The following is a 19,023-nucleotide window of genomic DNA, read 5'->3' as shown; positions in this document are numbered from 1 at the left end:
GCGTACCGGCACAGGCGGCCCAGGCTGCTCAGCCGTCTCCCTCGGCCGGTGCGCCGGCGCGGCCCACCACGAACCAGTGGGCCGGCAGCAGGATCCGTCTGCCGTCCGCGTGGAAGCCGGTCATGGCCAGCTCCGTCGCCCCCTCGGCACGGATCGCGAGCCCCGCCCCGCGCAGCAGCCCGGCCACCTCGCCGCCGGACGCGGCGGCCGGCCGCAGGTCGTGCTCGAAGACGCGCCGGAACTTCTCCGCCGTACCGCCGGAGGCCCCGGCCGCCTCCGCGATGACGTCCTTGGCGGCCGGTTCGAGCTCCACCACGAAGGCCCGGCCCCGCGCGCCGACGAGCTCCGCGACCGCCGCCGCGACGGCCGGCCGGTCCTCGGGGTCGCTCTGGTGGATGACCGCCCGCAGATACACATGGCTGTCGCCCAGCCGCTCGTGGAGCGCCCGGACCGCCGCCGTGTCCACCAGGTCCAGCCGCTCGTACGCGGCGAGCCCCTCCGGGTCCGCGCGGCGGGCGTGCTCCACCGCCGCCCACGACAGGTCGACGCCGATCGCGCGCGGGAAGTGCCCGGCCAGCCAGCGGGTCCGGGTGCCGTTGCCGCAGCCCAGGTCGACGACGGGCAGCGGGAGTTCCCCGGGGAGCGCGAGCAGCGCCGGATGCGCCTCGGCGGCGGTCTCCGGCTCGGAGTCCCAGATCGCCTCGCCCGGTGCTCCGGAGGAGGCGCCCCAGTAGCCCTCCCACGCGTTCAAATAACGTTCCGTCACGCTCATGGGCGCACCAGCGGTTGCTCGAACCACACCGTCTTCCCCCGTCCCGAGTGACTGGCGCCCCATTCGCGCGCCAGTGCACTCACTACCCGCAGCCCACGCCCGTATTCGTCCTCCTCTCCGATGCTCAGCAGGGCCGGGAGCGTGTGGTCGTCGTCCGTGACCTCGCACAGCAGCACGTCCGTCCGCACCAGGCGCAGCCCCACCCGGCCGGTGCGGGCGTGCCGGACGGCGTTGCCGACGACCTCGCCGGCCAGGGTCTCCGCCGTCGCCACCGCCTCGTCCAGCCCCCAGGCGACGAGCTGTTCACGGACCAGCCGCCGGGCGCGGGGCACCTCGTGGGGCTCGGGCGCCAGCTCCCACTCGGCCACGTGGGCGGGCGGGATGCCGTTGAGACGGGCCATGAGCAGGGCCACGTCGTCGTCGCGGCCGCCATGGGTGTTGAGGGCGCGGATGATGGTGTCGCAGGCGTCGTCCATGGACGCGGCGGGATGGGCGGCGGACTCGCAGAGCGCGGCCAGGCCCGCGCCGATGTCCTGCCCGCGCACCTCCACCAGACCGTCGGTGCACAGCACCAGCCGGTCCCCGGGGGCCACCCGGACCGTAGCCGTCTCGAAGGGCACCCCGCCCACGCCTATGGGCGCTCCGGTGGGCAGCTCCAGCAGCCGGCTGCGCCCGTCCTCGGCCCGGACGAGCACCGGCGGGATGTGCCCGGCGTTGCCTATGGTCAGCTCGGAGCGGATGGGGTCGTAGACCGCGTACAGACAGGTGGCCAGATAGTGCTCGCCGAGCCGCTGGGCGAGGTCGTCGAGGCGGCGCAGCAGCTGCCCGGGCGGCAGGTCGAGGGCCGCCATGGTCTGCACGGCGGTGCGCAGTTGTCCCATCATGGCGGCGGAGTGGAGGCCGTGGCCCATGACGTCGCCGACGACGAGGGCGGTGCGGGAGCCGGGGAGCTTGATGCTGTCGAACCAGTCGCCGCCGACCCGGCCCAGGCGGGTGCCGGGCAGATAGCGGGTGGCGGTGTCGCAGCCCGGCATGCGCGGGGTGAGCTGCGGCAGCATGCTGTCCTGGAGGGTGTCGGCGACGTTCTCCTGGTGGGTGTACATCCGGGCGTTGTCGAGGACGAGCCCGGCGCGGGCGGCGAGTTCGGCGCCGGTGGTGCGGTCCATGTCGTCGAAGGGCGAGCGGTCGGCGCGGCGCAGGAGCACCATGAAGCCGAGCACGACGTTCCGGGCCTTGAGGGGCACCACGAGCAGGGAGCGCTCATTGATGAGGGGCCGCAGGTCCCGCTTCTCGAACTGGGCGGAGATCCGGTCGCCGAGCTCCTCTCCGATCCGGGGGATGAGCACGGGCTCGCCGGTGACCATGCACCGGAAGAACGGGGTGTGCTCGGGGAAGGCGATGGCCTCGCCGACGGGGACGGTGTCGTCCCAGCGGCCCGGCTCGTCGTTGTGCTCGACCCAGACGCGGTGCCAGACGGTGGTGACGTCGGGCGGCCCGTCGGGGAAGCCCTCGCCCGCGAGGACGGCTGCGCGCAGGTGCGTCCCGGCGAAGTCCGCGAAGCGCGGTACGGCCGCGCTGGTGACCTCGCGGATGGTGCGCTCGAGGTCCAGGGAGGTGCCGATGCTGCCGCTGACCTCGTTGAGGAACTCCAGGCGCTCGCGCACGGCCGCGTATTCGAGGTCGAGTAAGGAGGAGGAGCCGGTGGCGGGTGCTCCGGCCGTGGCTCTGCCCGGCTCCCCCGCCGTGGCCGCCCGCGCCGCCCGGGCCTGCCCGGACCGGCGCTCGGCGCGCCGGGGCACGCCCCAGTCCGGGGTGACGGGCACCTGATGGAACCGGTTGAACTCCAGGACCGGGTAGCCCAGTTCCAGTACTTGGGAGACGATGCGTCCGCTCGTGGCGGGCCCCATGGCGGGCAGGATGTCGGGGAGGCGCCGGGCGAGCTCCTCGGAGTCGGGGAAGGCGGTGTGCGGGGCGAATCCTGGCGCGGTCAGTTCACGGCCGGCGCGACCGCGCCCCACGCGGCCGTCCTCCACTCGGCCGGGGCCCGCCCCGCCCGGCTCGTCCTCGGCGGCGAGCACGAGGAGCCGTGCGGTGCCGCAGCCGACCAGGGGGTAGGCCCACCAGAGCACGTCGATCCGGCCGCGCCCGGGGGCGTCGCAGCGGGCCCGGCCGGCGCTGGGGTGGCCGGGCAGTCCGGAGAACGCGCCGCATATGGGCATGAGGTCCCCGGCGGGGCGGCCCAGGGCCTCCTCCTTGCCGTGTCCGAACAACCGGCTCGCTCCCGAGCTCCAGTGGGTCACCAGCCCCTCGGCGCCGACCACGGCCACCGCGAGCGGGATCCGCCCAGGGACGGGCCGTCGCCACGCGGGGGCGGACTCCGGCGTGCCAGGCTCCATGGGCGGTTGCTCCTTCGTACACGTACGCCAGATCTTCGCCACCATCCTCCACCGTAGGCCCCGGAGGGGCCGAGCGGACGGTATTCGGTGAAGAGGCCGTGCGCCGGGGCGTGTTCACCCCCGCCGGGGGCGCGCCTTCCCCTGAACCGGTGTGCTCAATCCGTCGTTTCCAGTGTCTGTACGGTCCGACCCGGCCCGGTGCGGTCAGTCGGCGTGCCCCAGCTGGAGGTCCCGTTCGGTGCGGCCGCCGCCCGCGACCTGGAGGACGGTGGCGACGGGCGGGTAGCCGGCGGCGACGACCGTGTACTCGCCCGCGGAGAGGTCCACGAAGCGGAAGGTGCCGTCGGCGCCGGTGATGGCGGAGTCCACGACGTTGCCCGCGGCGTCCAGCAGGGTGACGCGGGCGTCCTCGACGGGCCGGCCGCCGCTGGCCCGTACGGTGCCGCGCAGGACGGCGCCGCCCGCGAGTTCGATGTCCTGGCGGGTCTCCCGGGCGGACTGGACGCTCACGGGCAGGGCCGCGGGCCGGAAGGCGGGGGCGCTGCACGCGAGGGTGTACTCGCCGGCGACGAGTTCGTCGATGACGTAGCCGCCGTCGGGTCCGGTGCGGGTGGAGGCGACGACCTCGCCGTGGACATTGGTCAGGGTGACGAGCGCCTCGCGCACCGGTGTGCCGTCGGCGGTGGAGACGGTGCCAGCCAGCCGTCCGGCGCCGCCGAGGACGACGTCGAGCTCGACGGGCCGCTCCCCGACGGTGACGGTGACGGCCTGCGGCTGGTGGCCGCCGGCGGCGGCGATCAGTACGTAGCTGCCGGTGCCGGGTGTGCTCAGCGCGTACCGGCCGTCCTCCCCGCTGGCACCCCGGCCGATCTGGCGGCCCTGGATGTCGATGAGGGTGAGCGCGGCGCGCGGCACGGTGGTGCCGTCGTGGTGCTGGACGGCGCCGGTCACGGGGATGCCCGCGACGAAGTGCGGGGGCTCGGTCGGGGGGAGGACGGTGCGCGCGGAGGGAATGGCGGCTTCGGCTGCGTTGTGGGACACCAGTGGTTTCTCTTTCAGCAGGAAGGCGAGCAAAAAGCCCACGATGAGCACCGGTACGAGGTAGAGGAAGATCCGCGGCATGGCGTCGGCGTAGGCCCGGATATAGCCGTCGCGCAGCGGGGCGGGCAGGGCGTGCACCAGCTGGGGGGTGAGGGCGTCCGGGGCCGGGAGCCCGGTGCGGGGCGGCAGTTCGGCGGCGAGCGCGTGCTCGAGGCGGCGGGCGAAGAGGGTGCCGAAGACGGCCGCGCCGAGCGAGCCGCCGATCTGCCGGAAGTAGTTGTGGGCACTGGTGGCGGTGCCGAGGTCGGCGGGGTGCGTGGAGTTCTGCACGGCCAGGACGAGGACGGGCAGGGCGAGGCCGATGCCGACGCCGAGGATGGCCATCCAGAGGCTGTAGACCAGCCGGCCGGTCTGGACGTCCAGGTGGGAGAGCAGGTACATGCCCTCGGCGGAGAGCGCGCCGCCGAGGATGGGCAGGAGCTTGTAGTGGCCCGTTCGGCTGATGAGGTGGCCTGCGACGAGCGAGGCGACGACGATGCCGCCCATCATGGGCAGCATCAGCAGCCCGGACTCGGTGGCCCCCACGCCGTCGACCATCTGGAGGAACGTGGGCAGATAACCGGCCGCGCCGAAGAGGGCCACCCCGGTGACCGCGCCGACGAGCGCGGTGACGACGAAGACCGGGTCCCGGAAGAGATGCGGAGGGATGATGGGTTCGGCGGCGAAGTGCTCGACCATGACGAAGAGCAGGGCGGTGCCGAGCGCGCCGGCGGCCAGGCCGAGGACGGTCCGGGAGGACCAGGCGTAGGTGGTGCCGCCCCAGGTGGTGAGCAGCACGGCGCAGGTCGAGCAGGCCGTCAGCAGCAGCGCCCCCAGGACGTCGAAGCGGGCCCGGCGCACGGGCCGGGGCAGCCGGAGGGCGCCAGCGACGACGGCGAGGGTGATCAGCCCGAAGGGGACGTTGACGTAGAAGCACCAGCGCCAGGAGGTCCGGTCGGTGAGGAAGCCGCCGAGCAGCGGGCCGGCGACCGAGGCGAGTCCGTAGGCGGCGCTGATGACGCCCATGTGGCGGCCGCGCTCCCGGGGCGGGACGAGGTCGGCGACGATGGCCTGGACGCCGATCAACAACCCTCCGGCGCCCACGCCCTGGATCGCGCGGAAGGCGATGAGCTGGTCCATGGTGTGCGACCAGCCGGCGAGGGCGGAGCCGGTTACGAAGAGGGCGATCGCGAAGAGGAAGACGGTCTTGCGGCCCCGGAGGTCGCCCAGCTTGCCGTGGAGCGGGAGGGCGATCGTGGAGGTCAGCAGATAGGCCGTGACCGCCCAGGACATCCGGTCGAGGCCATGGAGCTCTCCGGCGATCCTCGGCAGGGCGGTGGCGACGACGGTCTGGTCCAGCGCCGCGAGCAGCAGCGTGAGCATCAGGCCGGCGAAGACGAGGCGCACCCGGGCCCGTCCGGGCTCGGGGAGTGGATCGGCCGCAGCGGGTGGCGAGGGGGGCAGGGTGAGCGTCCTGTCGCTCTTCTCCAAGGTGGCCTCGAAGGTCGTCCCGCCCACGTAACTACTCCCCTCGTCGCGCCTGCGTTGCCGCCCATTTCTCGCATTACGCGACAACGGCCAGCAAGCGCGACGATTTGTCGGGGAGCGTCCGGCACGGCACTTTCTGCCGGTCGGAGGCGGTTTGGGCACAGCGTGGCCGGGCCGGGAAAACCACTCGAACCGGTGAGCCCGGACCGGACCGGTCCGGGCGGTCCCGTCCGGCCCGCGCTCAGCCCGCGCTGGTCCCGCCCTCCACCTCGGCGGCGAGGCGGGCGAGCACGGCGTCGTAGATACGGCCGAGGCCCTTGGGGGCGAAGGCGCGCTCGAAGAAGCCGCCGATGCCGCCGGCGCCCTGCCAGGTGGTGGTGACGACGACCTTGGAGCTGCCCTCGCCGGCGGGGGTGACGGTCCAGGTGGTGACCATGGAGGAGTTGCGGTCCTTCTCCACGAGCTGTCCGTCGGTGGGCTCGTCGACCTCCAGGAGGCAGTCGCGCACCCGCTTGCTGGTGGCCTGGAGCTTCCAGTGCACGAGCGTGCCCTTGCCGTCGCCGCCCTCGCGCACCTCGTATTCGCTGAAGTGCTCGGGCAGCAGCTTGGCGCGCGTGCCGCTGTAGTCGGCGAGGGCGTCGAACACGTCCTCCGCGCCTGCCGCGATGATCCGCTCCGTCGTGGCCTCGACCTGACCCATGACTAGTCCTCCGGGACGTTGAAAGAAGTGCTGTCTTGCCGCTTACCGCGGGTGCGCGCAAAGCCAATCACCATCGGCGCGACCACCAAAATCCGGGGCCGTCCGACGGCGGCCCGCACTAACCTCCGCACATGGTGACCATACGGACGATGACCGCCGCCGACACGGACGCGGTGGCGGAGATCCGGGTGAGCGGCTGGCGGGCGGCGTACGCGGGGATCGTCCCGCGGGCGTATCTGGACGCGATGGACCCGGTGGCGAACGCGGCGGCGCACCGCGAACGGCTGGCCTCGGGGAGTGATCCGGCGGTGAACGCGGTGGCCGAGACTGCGGGGGCCGTCGTCGGCTGGGTCTGCTTCGGGCATTGCCGCGACGCCGACCAGCCACCCGCCTCGGGCGAGTTGTACGCGCTCTACATCCGCCCCGGCCTGATCGGCACCGGCGTCGGCCGGGCCCTGTGGGGCGCGGCGCTGGAGGGAATGCGGGCGCGCGCGGGGTGCTCGGAGGCGCGCGTGGTCCTGTGGGTCGCGAAGGACAACGCGCGCGCCCGTCGTTTCTACGAGCGCGCCGGCTGCCGGCCCGACGGCGCCGAACGGTCGGACGACTACGCCGGGACGGCCGTGCCGGAGGTCCGCTACGTACTGGACCCGGTCCGCGCCCCCTGAGCCCCGCCGCCGCGCCCGGCCAGCCGGGACAGGGCGGCGACGGCGGCCGGGCGCAGTCGTTCGTGTTCGCGGGCGGCGACGAGCGTGGCCTCGGCCCGGCGGTCGCCGAGGGCGCCCAGGCCCTCGACGCAGGCGCGGGCGATCGGCCAGCAGTGGTCGCGGGCCGCCAGCAGCCGCTCCAGGGTGGTGAGCAGCGCGGGTACGGACTCGGGGGCGCGCAGCTCGGTGAGCAGCCGGACGGGGTGGAGGGCGTAGGCGGTGCGCAGGGGGTTGGTGACGAGGGCGGCGGCGGCGCGGGCGGTGCGGGGGTCGCGCAGCCGGGCGAGGGCGTGGGCGGCGGTGGCGCAGCGCACGGGCTCGCGGTAGTTGAGGAGGAGGACGAGCGTCTCGAAGGCGCGGCGGTCGCCCTTGACGCCCAGGGCGAAGGCGGCGATCTCCCGGGCCCACAGGGGGCGTTCGGGGGCCACCAGGACCTCGGCGAGTTCGTCGCGCGCGGCGGCGTCGTCCGCCTTCACGAGCGCGAGCAGCCGTTCGTAGGCCGTGAACTCGGCCGGGGAGACCAGTTCGGCCCGGACCCTGCGCAGCAGCGCGCGGAGCTCTTCGTCCATGTCCCGCTCTCCTCCCCGAGTGGCCTGGGCCACATCGTAAGTCGCGCGTACGACCCCTGGCGCTCTTGGTTACCCGTGAGTTAATCTCCCGGCAAGAGCAGTACCCCCCGCTCTGGCGCCTGGTGACGCGGCCGCCACAGCGTTGACGTCGGTTCGGTTTTCCCGAGTACGGCGCGGTCCAGGGACAGGGCCCCGCCGGTCGTACAACTCCCTTCCGCGGACCTCCCTCCGTCCGTTCGCGGAACCCCCTGGCCGCCGCCCCGCGCGCGGCCGCCGACCGCCGTCCGCTCCCCTCGCGCAGGGGAACACCCTCTGGAGTCTCGCGATGGACCGTACGTCCACCTCTGAGCCGTCCTCCCTCAGTCCGGACCCCCGCCCGAAGTCTCTCAGGACCGTCGCCGTGATCGGGCTCGGCACGATGGGTACCGGCATCGCCGAAGTGCTCACGCTGGCCGGCCGCGAGGTCGTCGGTGTCGACGTCAGTGACGCGGCCGCCCTGCGGGCCGGCGCGGCGCTGGAGGCCGCCACCGCCCGTGCCGTGGAGCGCGGCCGGATCACCGAGGCCGAGCGCCGGGCCGCGCTGGGCCGCTTCCGGACCGCCACCGACCTGGCCGCGGCCGCCGACGCCGATCTGGTGATCGAGGTCGTGCCGGAGGACTACGACCTCAAGCACGAGGTGTTCACCGCCCTCGACGCCGTCGTGCGCCCCACCACGATCCTGGCGACCGGCACCAACGCCCTGTCGGTGACCCGGCTGGCCGCCGACTCGGCCCGCCCGGAGCGGGTCCTGGGCCTCCACTTCTTCAACCCGGCGCCGGCGATGAGACTGGTGGAGATCGTCTCCTCGGTGCTCACCGACCCCGCGGCCGTGGCCGCCGTCACCGATCTGGCCCATGAACTGGGCAAGGAGCCGGTCGCGGTGGGCGACCGGCCCGGATTCGTCGCCGACGGGCTGCTGTTCGGCTATCTCAACCAGGCCGCCGCGATGTACGAGGCGCGCTACGCCACCCGCGAGGACATCGACGCGGCGATGCGGCTGGGCTGCGGGCTGCCGATGGGGCCGCTCGCGCTGCTGGACCTGATCGGCGTGGACACGGCCCGTACGGTCCTGGAGGCGATGTACGCCGCCTCGCAGGACCGGCTGCACGCGCCCGCGCCGGTCCTGGGGCAGCTGGCGGCGGCCGGGCTGACCGGCCGCAAGGCGGGGCGCGGCTTCTATACCTACGAGGCCCCGGGCTCCTCGGCGATCGTGCCGGACGCCCTGACCCCGCCCCCGCCGGCCGCCCGGGCCGGGGGGCGCGCGGTGGACCGCGTCGGTGTGGTGGGCTCGGGGACGATGGCGAGCGGCATCGCCGAGGTCTTCGCCAAGGCGGGCCTGCCGGTGGTGCTGGTGGCGCGGACGCCCGAGAAGGCGGAGGCGGCCAAGGGGCGGATCGCGAAGTCGCTGGCGCGCGCGGTGACGAAGGGGCGGATGACGGCCGGGGAGCGGGAGGCCGCGCTCGCGGCCGTGACCCCGGCGGGCTCGCTGGACGCGCTGGCCGAGGTGGACCTGGCCGTGGAGGCGGTGGCGGAGGACCTGGACGTCAAACGGGAGCTGTTCGGCGCGCTGGACAAGGTCGTGAAGCCGGGCGCGGTGCTGGCCACCACCACCTCCTCGCTGCCGGTCGTCGCCTGCGCCCGGGCCACCTCACGCCCGCAGGACGTCGTCGGGATGCACTTCTTCAACCCGGCGCCGGCGATGAAGCTGGTCGAGGTGGTGCGGACGGTGCTGACCGCCGACGACGTCCACGCCACCGTCCGCGCGGTGTGCGCCCGGGTCCGCAAGCACCCGGTGGACTGCGGGGACCGGGCCGGCTTCATCGTCAACGCCCTGCTGTTCCCGTATCTGAACAACGCGGTCAAGATGGTCCAGGAGCACTACGCCTCGCTGGACGAGATCGACGCGGCGATGCGGCTGGGCGGCGGCTATCCGATGGGCCCGTTCGAACTCCTCGACGTCGTGGGCCTGGACGTCTCCCTGGCCATCGAGAAGGTGCTGCACCGCGAGTTCCGGGATCCGGGGCTGGCGCCGGCGCCGCTGCTGGAGCACCTGGTGGCGGCGGGCTGCCTGGGTCGCAAGACCGGCCGCGGCTTCCGCGAGTACGCGAAGGCCTGACCGGCCGGTGCCCGGTGAGGGGGCGGGGTGGGGCGGACTGCTCGAACCCCGGAAGGGTCCGTCCCGCCACGCCCATACGGACGCGTGTTACGTTCCCCACATGTCCCAGCCCGCCAAGTCCGCCCGCGTACCGCGCGGGGCCACCATCGAGTCAGGAGGAGCCCCGGGCCCGAAGGCCGCCAAGGCCCCCCGAGAGACCGGCCCCGGGAGCGCCGGCGCCCGCCGCGCCGCCGCCCAGCGGCTCACCATGCGCCGCAAACTGGCCACGGCTGCGATGGAGTTGTTCGCGTCCAAGGGCTACGAGGGGACGACCGTCGACGAGATCGCGGCCACGGCCGGGGTGGCCCGGCGTACGTTCTTCCGCCATTTCCGCTCCAAGGAAGAGGCGATCTTCCCCGATCACGACGACACGCTCGTCCGGGCCGCCGGCGTGCTGGACGCCGCACCACCGCATGAGAACCCGCTGGACACCGTCTGCCGGGGGATCAAGGAAGTGATGCGGATGTACGCGGCCTCCCCCGCCGTCTCCGTCGAGCGCTACCGGCTGACCCGTGAGGTGCCCGCGCTGCGCGAGCGCGAGATCGCCTCGGTGGCCCGCTACGAGCGGCTGTTCACCCGCTATCTGCTGGGCCACTTCGACGAGGCGGCGCACCACGCCGGGGACGACGACCCGCTGCTGGCGGAGGTCGCCGCCTCGGCGGTGGTCACCGCGCACAACCACGTACTGCGCCGCTGGCTGCGCGGGGGCGCCCAGGGCGATCTGGAGGTCCAGCTCGACCACGCCTTCGCCATCGTGCGGGAGACGTTCGGCACGGGCATCGGCGCCGGCCGGCCCGCCCAGGAGGAGACCCCGGCCGCCTCGGCGCGGACCGAGGGCGAGGTGCTGGTGACGGTGGCCCGGACGGACGCGCCGCTGGACGAGGTCATGCGCGCGATCGAGAAGGCGCTCAAGAAGACATAGGAAAAACCAGACAACTCACCACAATGGCCACCCCTTTGGGGTGGCCATTGTTGCTCATCCGTGCCCTCCGGATGACATCTGAGAGAAATTGTTGGCACGCAGTGTCTTGTCGAGTGGCACGCGGTGCCATACGTTGTCGGTGTCCGGGCGGCCGGCGCGAAGACCACCGTCGTGTGCCGGCTGTCCCCGCAGACCCTTTCGTGCTGCGCGCCCGGACGCCTGCGTCACCAGGCATCGCTTTCCTCCGCGCCACCCGCGCGGGAGCACCACCCGCCGGACCGACGGCACCGCCCCCTCGCTCCACCCGCAGCGCTCCACCCCCGACGTTCCCTCAAGCCCGTTTCCACGACGTGCTTCGCCGGAGGCAAACCGTGAACCAGATCCTGGACGCGATCCTCGCGCCCGACAGCCGCGCCGAGGACTTCGCCGCGCTCCCCCTGCCCGAGTCGTACCGCGCGATGACCGTGCACAAGGACGAGGCGGACATGTTCGCCGGGCTCCCCACCCGGGAGAAGGACCCCCGCAAGTCGCTCCACCTCGATACGGTCCCCGTTCCCGAACTCGGGCCCGGCGAGGCCCTGGTGGCCGTCATGGCCAGCTCAGTGAACTACAACTCGGTGTGGACCTCGATCTTCGAGCCCGTCTCCACCTTCGCCTTCCTGGAGCGCTACGGAAAGCTCTCCCCCCTCGGCAAGCGCCACGACCTGCCGTACCACGTCATCGGCTCCGACCTCGCCGGCGTCGTGCTGCGCACCGGGCCCGGCGTCAACGCCTGGCGGCCCGGCGACGAGGTCGTCGCCCACTGCCTCTCCGTGGAGCTGGAGTCCGCCGACGGGCACAACGACACCATGCTCGACCCGGAGCAGCGCATCTGGGGCTTCGAGACCAACTTCGGCGGCCTGGCCGAGATCGCCCTGGTGAAGTCCAACCAGCTGATGCCCAAGCCGCAGCACCTGAGCTGGGAGGAGGCGGCGGCCCCCGGGCTGGTCAACTCCACCGCCTACCGTCAGCTGGTCTCCCGCAACGGCGCCGGAATGAAGCAGGGCGACAACGTCCTGATCTGGGGCGCGAGCGGCGGACTCGGCTCGTACGCCACCCAGTTCGCGCTCGCGGGCGGGGCCAACCCCATCTGTGTCGTCTCCAGCGAGCAGAAGGCGGAGATCTGCCGGCGGATGGGCGCCGAGGCGGTCATCGACCGCAGCGCCGAGGGCTACCGCTTCTGGAAGAACGAGCACGAGCAGGACCCGCGCGAGTGGAAGCGGTTCGGCAAGCGCATCCGCGAGCTCACCGGCGGCGAGGACGTGGACATCGTCTTCGAGCACCCCGGCCGCGAGACCTTCGGCGCGTCGGTCTACGTCACGCGCAAGGGCGGCACCATCGTCACCTGCGCCTCCACCTCCGGCTTCAACCACCAGTACGACAACCGCTATCTGTGGATGTCGCTGAAGCGGATCGTCGGCTCGCACTTCGCCAACTACCGCGAGGCGTGGGAGGCCAACCGCCTGATCGCCAAGGGCAAGATCCACCCGACCCTGTCGAAGACCTACACCCTGGCCGAGACCGGCCAGGCGGCGTACGACGTCCACCGCAACCTCCACCAGGGCAAGGTCGGCGTGCTGTGCCTCGCCCCGGAGGAGGGCATGGGCGTGCGCGACCACGAGCTGCGCGAGCGGCATCTGGACGCGATCAACCTCTTCCGTAACGTCTAGAAGAGACGGCTGCGTTACATGACCGATCGTCTGAAGGATCGTCCGTGGCTGATGCGGACGTACGCCGGGCACTCCACGGCCGAGGCGTCCAACGAGCTCTACCGGCGCAACCTCGCCAAGGGCCAGACCGGCCTCTCGGTCGCGTTCGACCTCCCGACGCAGACCGGCTACGACCCCGACCACGTCCTCGCCCGCGGCGAGGTGGGACGGGTCGGGGTCCCCATCGCCCATCTCGGCGACATGCGGCGGCTGCTGAAGGACATTCCGCTGGAGCGGATGAACACCTCCATGACCATCAACGCCACCGCCATGTGGCTGCTGGCCCTGTACCAGGTGGTCGCGGAGGAGCAGGGCGCCGACATCGCCGAGCTCCAGGGGACGACGCAGAACGACATCGTCAAGGAGTACCTCTCACGCGGGACGCACGTCTTCCCGCCCGGGCCCTCCCTGCGGCTCACCACCGACATGATCGCCTACACGGTGGGCCGCATCCCCAAGTGGAACCCGATCAACATCTGCAGCTACCACCTCCAGGAGGCGGGGGCCACCCCGGTCCAGGAGATCGCCTACGCGATGTCCACGGCCATCGCCGTCCTGGACGCGGTCCGGGACTCCGGCCAGGTGCCGGCCGAGCGCTTCGGCGACGTCGTCGCCCGTATCTCCTTCTTCGTCAACGCGGGCGTCCGCTTCGTCGAGGAGATGTGCAAGATGCGGGCCTTCGGCCGCATCTGGGACCGTGTCACCCGGGAGCGCTACGGCATCGAGAACCCCAAACAGCGCCGCTTCCGCTACGGCGTCCAGGTCAACTCCCTGGGGCTGACCGAGGCCCAGCCGGAGAACAACGTCCAGCGCATCGTGCTGGAGATGCTCGCCGTCACCCTCTCCAAGGACGCCCGCGCCCGCGCCGTGCAGCTGCCCGCCTGGAACGAGGCGCTGGGCCTGCCCCGCCCCTGGGACCAGCAGTGGTCGCTGCGCATCCAGCAGGTCCTCGCCCACGAGAGCGACCTGCTGGAGTACGAGGACATCTTCGCCGGCTCGCATGTGATCGAGGCCAAGGTCGACGGGCTCGTCACCGAGTGCCTGGCCGAGATCGAGCGGATCCAGGCGATGGGCGGGGCGATGGCCGCCGTGGAGTCCGGCTACCTCAAGGCGCAGCTGGTCTCCTCGCACGCCGAGCGACGGGCCCGGATCGAGTCCGGCGAGGAGAAGATCGTCGGGGTCAACTGCTACGAGGCGACCGAGCCCAGCCCCCTCACCGCCGATCTCGACACCGCCATCATGACCGTCGACCCGGCCAACGAGGCCCGTGTGGTCGCCGCCCTCCACACCTGGCGCGACGACCGCGACGAGGTCCGCGCCCAGGAGTCCCTCTCGGCGCTGAAGAAGGCCGCGGCCGGCACGGAGAACCTGATGGCCGCCACCCTGGAGTGCGTCCGGGCGGGCGTCACCACCGGCGAGTGGTCCTGGGCCCTGCGGGACGTCTTCGGCGAGTTCCGCGCCCCGACGGGCGTCGGCGGCGCCCCGCTGGCCGTGGCCGCCGAGGCGGGCACCCCGCTCGCGGCCGTCCGCGAGAAGGCCGCCCGCACGGCCGGCGAACTGGGCGCCGGCAAGCTGCGGCTGCTGGTCGGCAAGCCCGGCCTGGACGGCCACTCCAACGGCGCCGAGCAGATCGCCGTACGGGCCCGCGACGCGGGCTTCGAGGTGGTCTACCAGGGCATCCGGCTCACCCCGGAACAGATCGTCTCGGCGGCCGTCGCCGAGGACGTCCACTGCGTGGGCCTGTCGATCCTCTCCGGCTCGCACGCCGAGCTCGTCCCCGACGTGCTGGCCCGGCTGCGCGAGGCGGGGTCGGACGACATACCCGTGATCGTCGGTGGCATCATCCCGTCCGCGGACGCCACCGCCCTCAAGGCGGCCGGAGTCGCGGCCGTCTTCACCCCCAAGGACTTCGGCATCACGGAGATCATCGGCCGTATCGTCGACGAGATCCGCAGAGCGAACAGCCTCGACCCACTGGAGGTCACCGCATGACCGGCACCACCCCCGCCCCCGGCAACCGTCTCCGCCCGCGTCGCTCCTGCCTCGCCGTCCCCGGCAGCAACCCGCGCTTCCTGGAGAAGGCCCAGGGCCTCCCCGTCGACCAGGTCTTCCTGGACCTGGAGGACGCCTGCGCCCCGCTGGCCAAGGAGGGCGCCCGGCACACGGTCGTCGACGCGCTGAACAAGGGCGACTGGACGGGCAAGACCCGGGTCGTGCGGGTCAACGACTGGACCACCCACTGGACGTACCGCGATGTGATCACGGTCGTCGAGGGGGCGGGGCCCAACCTGGACTGCATCATGCTGCCCAAGGTGCAGGACGCCCAGCAGATCGTGGCCCTGGACCTGCTGCTCACCCAGATCGAGAAGACCATGGGCTTCGAGACCGGGCGCATCGGTATCGAGGCGCAGATCGAGAACGCCAAGGGCCTGGTGAACGTGGACGCGATCGCGGCCGCCTCGCCCCGCCTGGAGACGATCGTCTTCGGGCCGGCGGACTTCATGGCGTCCATCAACATGAAGTCGCTCGTGGTCGGCGAGCAGCCGCCCGGCTACCCGGCGGACGCCTACCACTACATCCTGATGCGCATCCTGATGGCGGCCCGCGCCAACGACCTCCAGGCGATCGACGGCCCCTACCTCCAGATCAAGAACGTGGACGGCTTCCGTGAGGTGGCCGGCCGCGCGGCCGCCCTGGGCTTCGACGGCAAGTGGGTGCTCCACCCCGGCCAGGTCGACGCCGCCAACGAGGTCTTCTCCCCCTCCCAGGAGGACTACGACCACGCCGAGCTGATCCTGGACGCCTACGACTGGTGCACATCCGAGGCGGGCGGCAAGAAGGGCTCGGCGATGCTCGGCGACGAGATGATCGACGAGGCGAGCCGGAAGATGGCGCTCGTCGTCGCCGGCAAGGGCCGCGCCGCCGGGATGGTCCGTACCTCGGTGTTCGAGATCCCGGAGGCATGAGCGATGCAGTTCGGCCGCACCTATGAGGAATTCACGGTCGGTGACGTCTACAAGCACTGGCCCGGGAAAACGGTCACGGAATACGACGACCACCTCTTCTGCCTGCTGACCATGAACCACCACCCGCTGCACCTGGACGCCCATTACGCCGGGGAGACCACGGACTTCGGGAAGAACGTGGTGGTGGGCAATTACGTCTACTCCCTGCTGCTGGGCATGTCGGTGCCCGATGTCTCGGGCAAGGCGATCGCCAATCTGGAGATCGAGTCGCTCCGGCACATCGCGCCGACCTTCCACGGCGACACCCTCTACGGCGAGACCAGGGTGCTCGACAAGACCCCGTCGAAGTCGAAGAGCGACCGCGGGATCGTCCATGTGGAGACGATCGGCTACAAGCAGGACGGCACCGTCGTCTGCGTCTTCCGGCGCAAGGTGATGGTGCCCACCGCCGAGTACACCGACAAGCGCGGCGGGGAGCAGCCCGGCCGCCCCGAGCCGATCATCCGGGAGAAGTGAGATGGGCCGTCTGGCGCGCACCGAAGGACTGACGGACGTCCAGCGGGAGATTCTCGCCACGGTCCGGGAATTCGTCGACAAAGAGATCATTCCGGTCGCGACCGAGCTGGAGCACCGCGACGAGTACCCCACCCGCATCGTGGAGGGCCTCAAGGAACTCGGGCTTTTCGGGCTGATGATCCCGGAGGAGTACGGGGGGCTGGGTGAGTCCCTTCTCACATACGCCCTGTGCGTCGAGGAGATCGCCCGGGGCTGGATGAGTGTGTCGGGAATCATCAATACGCATTTCATCGTCGCCTACATGCTCAAGCAGCACGGCACTCAGGAACAGAAGGACCACTTCCTGCCGCGCATGGCGACGGGCGAGGTGCGGGGCGCGTTCTCGATGTCGGAGCCGGGCCTGGGCTCGGATGTGTCGGCGATCACGTCCAAGGCGGTGCGCGACGGCGACGACTACGTCCTGACCGGCCAGAAGATGTGGCTGACCAACGGCGGCTCGTCGACGCTGGTGGCCGTGCTGGTCCGCACGGACGAGGGGCGGCCCGAGGGCACGGCCCCGCATAAGTCGATGACCACCTTCCTGATCGAGAAGGAGCCCGGTTTCGGCCAGGTCAAGCCGGGGCTGACCATCCCCGGCAAGATCGAGAAGATGGGCTACAAGGGGGTCGACACCACCGAGCTGATCATGGACGGGCTGCACGTCCCGGCGGACCGGGTGCTGGGCGGCGCCACCGGCCGCGGCTTCTACCAGATGATGGACGGCGTCGAGGTCGGCCGGGTCAATGTGGCGGCCCGTGGTTGCGGCGTCGCACAGCGTGCGTTCGAATTGGGTGTCTCCTACGCACAGCAACGTCACACCTTTGGAAAACCCATCGCACAGCATCAGGCAATTCAGTTCAAGCTTGCCGAAATGGGGACAAAGGTCGAAGCGGCCCATGCGATGATGGTCAACGCGGCCCGGAAGAAGGATTCGGGGCAGCGCAACGACCTCGAGGCCGGTATGGCGAAGTATCTGGCCTCCGAGTACTGCAAGGAGGTCGTCGAGGACGCGTTCCGCATCCACGGCGGCTACGGCTTCTCCAAGGAGTACGAGATCGAGCGGCTCTACCGCGAGGCCCCGATGCTCCTGATAGGCGAAGGCACGGCCGAGATCCAGAAAATGATCATCGGGCGCCGGCTCCTGGAGGAGTACCGGATTCAGGGCTGAGACGGGGGTTGACCGGGGATTAAGTCCCATTTACGGTGAGATGGCGGTGATGGTGCAGAGAAGAAGATCACACCCTGTAGTCGTGGTTCGGCCATCGACTGGCCTTGGCGCTTAGCCAGTTGCCGCCCGCAACCGATAGCATCCCCGGAAAGCCGCCGTCCCCCGATCGTTATGCGGCACCCTCCGCTACGAAGGTCACCCATGCCCCACAGCTCTTCCTCTGCACCTCGCGACAGCCTCCGCGGTGTTCGCCTCGCGCGCGGAGCATCGCCGTGGCTCCTGCCGACCGTCGCCACGGCGGCGGTCAGTCTCACCAAGGCCCGCCGCTCCGGACGCTGGGCTGCGCTGGCCGTACCCACCACCGCTCTCGCGGCCGGCATGCTGTGGTTCTTCCGCGACCCCGATCGTGAGATCGGCCAGGGCCGGGTGATCTCCCCGGCCGACGGCGTGGTGCAGAGCATCATGCCCTGGAAGGACGGACGAACCCGCGTCGCGATCTTCATGAGCCCGCTCAACGTCCACGTCAACCGCGCGCCGCTGGCCGGCACGGTGACGTCGGTCGAGCACATCCCGGGTGGATTCGTGCCGGCCTTCAACAAGGAGAGCGAGAACAACGAGCGTGTCGTCTGGCACTTCGACACGGAGCTCGGTGACATCGAGATGGTCCAGATCGCCGGTGCCGTAGCCCGCCGCATCGTCCCCTACGTGGGGGCGGACACCAAGGTGGAGCAAGGCGATCGGATCGGCCTGATCCGCTTCGGTTCGCGTGTCGACATCTACCTCCCCGAGGGCGTCGAGATCGCGGTCGAGGTCGGCCAGGCCACCACGGCAGGGGTGACACGTCTTGACCGTGATTGATCCGGACACCCAGGCCGCCTGGGTTCCCGAGGCGGAGACCGAGGACACGGACCCCATGCCGCTGTCCACCCGGCTGTCGATAGCGGACACCCTCACCCTGGGCAACGCGATCTGCGGCTTCATGGCGGTCTACTTCACCACCACCGGCGTCCTCATCCCCCACCTCACGGGGAACGAGGACGGCGGAATGGCCCGCCACAGCGCGGCCACGGCCGTGATACTGATGCTGCTCGCGTCGGTCTTCGATCTCTTCGACGGGCTCGTGGCGCGCAAGCTGCGCAGCTCGGCGATGGGCGCGGAGCTGGACAACCTGTCCGACCTGATCAGCTTCGGCCTGGCGCCCGCGTATTTCGTGGTCGTCTGGGGCATGGTCGCCGACGACGCCCACCAGCGCGTCTCGGCGGTCGCCGCGATCGTGGTGCTGCTCGCCGTCGTCCTGCGACTGGCGCGCTTCTCGTGCGTGCCGATGCGGGACGGCATCTTCCAGGGCATGCCGAGCCCCTTCGGGGCGCTCACGGTGGTCTCGATCGTGCTGCTGGAGCTGCCCTTCGTCCCGACGCTGCTCGCGATCATGGGCGTGGCGTGGCTGATGGTCAGCCGGGTCGAGTACCCCAAGCCGCGCGGGCCGCTGGCGGTGGCCATGCTCAGCTGGATCGTGCTCAGCATGGGCCTGCTGGCCGCGTGGGCGTTCGACGCGCCCGGCGGTGAGCTCCTCCTCCAGACGGGCTGCGCGCTCCAGGTGGTCCTGGGCGCGGTGATCCCGCTCTTCGCGACGGCGCGCAGGGTGAACACCTTCCGCGACAACCGGCGCGAAGCCCGGGAGGCGGCGCAGCCGCAGTAGGAGTACCTCCCTGATGTACGTCGAGGGGCCCCGAGCTTTCACAGCTCGGGGCCCCTCGACGT

The 19,023-nt window shown here is 71.6% G+C and carries 15 protein-coding genes; 10 read left to right on the top strand and 5 right to left on the bottom strand.

Annotation, left to right across the window (positions count from 1 at the left end):
• Nucleotides 1-28: 28 nt before the first annotated feature.
• From RM609_RS08360 to RM609_RS08345, 4 genes are all read right to left on the bottom strand, one after another.
• Nucleotides 29-772, bottom strand: coding sequence for a methyltransferase domain-containing protein (locus RM609_RS08360; RefSeq protein WP_311609245.1), 744 nt, complete (start codon nt 770-772; stop codon nt 29-31).
• The gene (locus tag RM609_RS08355; RefSeq protein ID WP_311609243.1) at nt 769-3,168 is read right to left on the bottom strand and encodes an ATP-binding SpoIIE family protein phosphatase; all 2,400 of its coding nucleotides are present in this window, start codon (nt 3,166-3,168) and stop codon (nt 769-771) included. Before RM609_RS08355 ends, RM609_RS08360 begins: the two co-directional genes overlap by 4 nt.
• A gap of 204 nt (nt 3,169-3,372) precedes the next feature.
• The gene (locus tag RM609_RS08350) at nt 3,373-5,766 is read right to left on the bottom strand and encodes an MFS transporter (RefSeq protein ID WP_438828403.1); all 2,394 of its coding nucleotides are present in this window, start codon (nt 5,764-5,766) and stop codon (nt 3,373-3,375) included.
• Between the two features lie 211 nt (nt 5,767-5,977).
• A complete protein-coding gene (locus RM609_RS08345) occupies nt 5,978-6,436 on the bottom strand; it encodes an SRPBCC family protein (RefSeq protein WP_311609242.1) in 459 nt (152 codons plus the stop codon).
• A gap of 131 nt (nt 6,437-6,567) precedes the next feature.
• Between RM609_RS08345 and RM609_RS08340 the strand changes: the two genes are divergently transcribed.
• Nucleotides 6,568-7,101: a GNAT family N-acetyltransferase gene (locus RM609_RS08340; RefSeq protein WP_311609241.1), complete on the top strand. Its 534-nt coding sequence runs from the start codon at nt 6,568-6,570 to the stop codon at nt 7,099-7,101.
• Here RM609_RS08340 and RM609_RS08335 read toward each other — a convergent pair.
• Complete coding sequence (locus tag RM609_RS08335; RefSeq protein WP_311609240.1) at nt 7,071-7,709, bottom strand: HEAT repeat domain-containing protein; 639 nt, start codon at nt 7,707-7,709, stop codon at nt 7,071-7,073. The genes RM609_RS08340 and RM609_RS08335 overlap by 31 nt on opposite strands.
• A gap of 325 nt (nt 7,710-8,034) precedes the next feature.
• Between RM609_RS08335 and RM609_RS08330 the strand changes: the two genes are divergently transcribed.
• The 9 genes from RM609_RS08330 (at nt 8,035) to pssA (ending at nt 18,961) form a co-directional block, all read left to right on the top strand.
• Nucleotides 8,035-9,864, top strand: coding sequence for a 3-hydroxyacyl-CoA dehydrogenase family protein (locus RM609_RS08330; RefSeq protein WP_311609239.1), 1,830 nt, complete (start codon nt 8,035-8,037; stop codon nt 9,862-9,864).
• A gap of 100 nt (nt 9,865-9,964) precedes the next feature.
• Nucleotides 9,965-10,825 carry a TetR family transcriptional regulator gene (locus RM609_RS08325; protein ID WP_311609237.1) on the top strand — a complete coding sequence of 287 codons (861 nt, stop codon included), beginning with the start codon at nt 9,965-9,967 and terminating at the stop codon, nt 10,823-10,825.
• Between the two features lie 371 nt (nt 10,826-11,196).
• On the top strand, nt 11,197-12,534 hold the full coding sequence (gene ccrA, locus RM609_RS08320; RefSeq protein ID WP_311609235.1) for a crotonyl-CoA carboxylase/reductase: 1,338 nt from the start codon (nt 11,197-11,199) through the stop codon (nt 12,532-12,534).
• An 18-nt stretch (nt 12,535-12,552) separates the two neighbouring features.
• Nucleotides 12,553-14,565 (top strand): protein meaA, encoded by a 2,013-nt coding sequence (locus RM609_RS08315; protein ID WP_311609233.1) that lies wholly within the window; start codon nt 12,553-12,555, stop codon nt 14,563-14,565.
• Nucleotides 14,562-15,539 carry an HpcH/HpaI aldolase/citrate lyase family protein gene (locus tag RM609_RS08310; protein WP_311609231.1) on the top strand — a complete coding sequence of 326 codons (978 nt, stop codon included), beginning with the start codon at nt 14,562-14,564 and terminating at the stop codon, nt 15,537-15,539. Before RM609_RS08315 ends, RM609_RS08310 begins: the two co-directional genes overlap by 4 nt.
• A gap of 3 nt (nt 15,540-15,542) precedes the next feature.
• Entirely contained in the window at nt 15,543-16,055 is a 513-nt protein-coding gene (locus RM609_RS08305) for a MaoC family dehydratase (RefSeq protein WP_311609226.1), read from the top strand.
• 1 nt (nt 16,056) lies between these two features.
• Nucleotides 16,057-17,262, top strand: a complete 1,206-nt coding sequence (locus RM609_RS08300) for an acyl-CoA dehydrogenase family protein (RefSeq protein WP_311609221.1) — start codon at nt 16,057-16,059, stop codon at nt 17,260-17,262.
• A 201-nt stretch (nt 17,263-17,463) separates the two neighbouring features.
• The gene (locus RM609_RS08295; protein ID WP_311609211.1) at nt 17,464-18,120 is read left to right on the top strand and encodes a phosphatidylserine decarboxylase; all 657 of its coding nucleotides are present in this window, start codon (nt 17,464-17,466) and stop codon (nt 18,118-18,120) included.
• A complete protein-coding gene (pssA, locus tag RM609_RS08290; RefSeq protein WP_311609209.1) occupies nt 18,107-18,961 on the top strand; it encodes a CDP-diacylglycerol--serine O-phosphatidyltransferase in 855 nt (284 codons plus the stop codon). Before RM609_RS08295 ends, pssA begins: the two co-directional genes overlap by 14 nt.
• Nucleotides 18,962-19,023: the final 62 nt, after the last annotated feature.

This window comes from Streptomyces hesseae, from assembly GCF_031845785.1.
Classification (GTDB): Bacteria; Actinomycetota; Actinomycetes; order Streptomycetales; family Streptomycetaceae; genus Streptomyces; species Streptomyces hesseae.
This window is presented reverse-complemented; position numbering and strand designations above follow the sequence as displayed.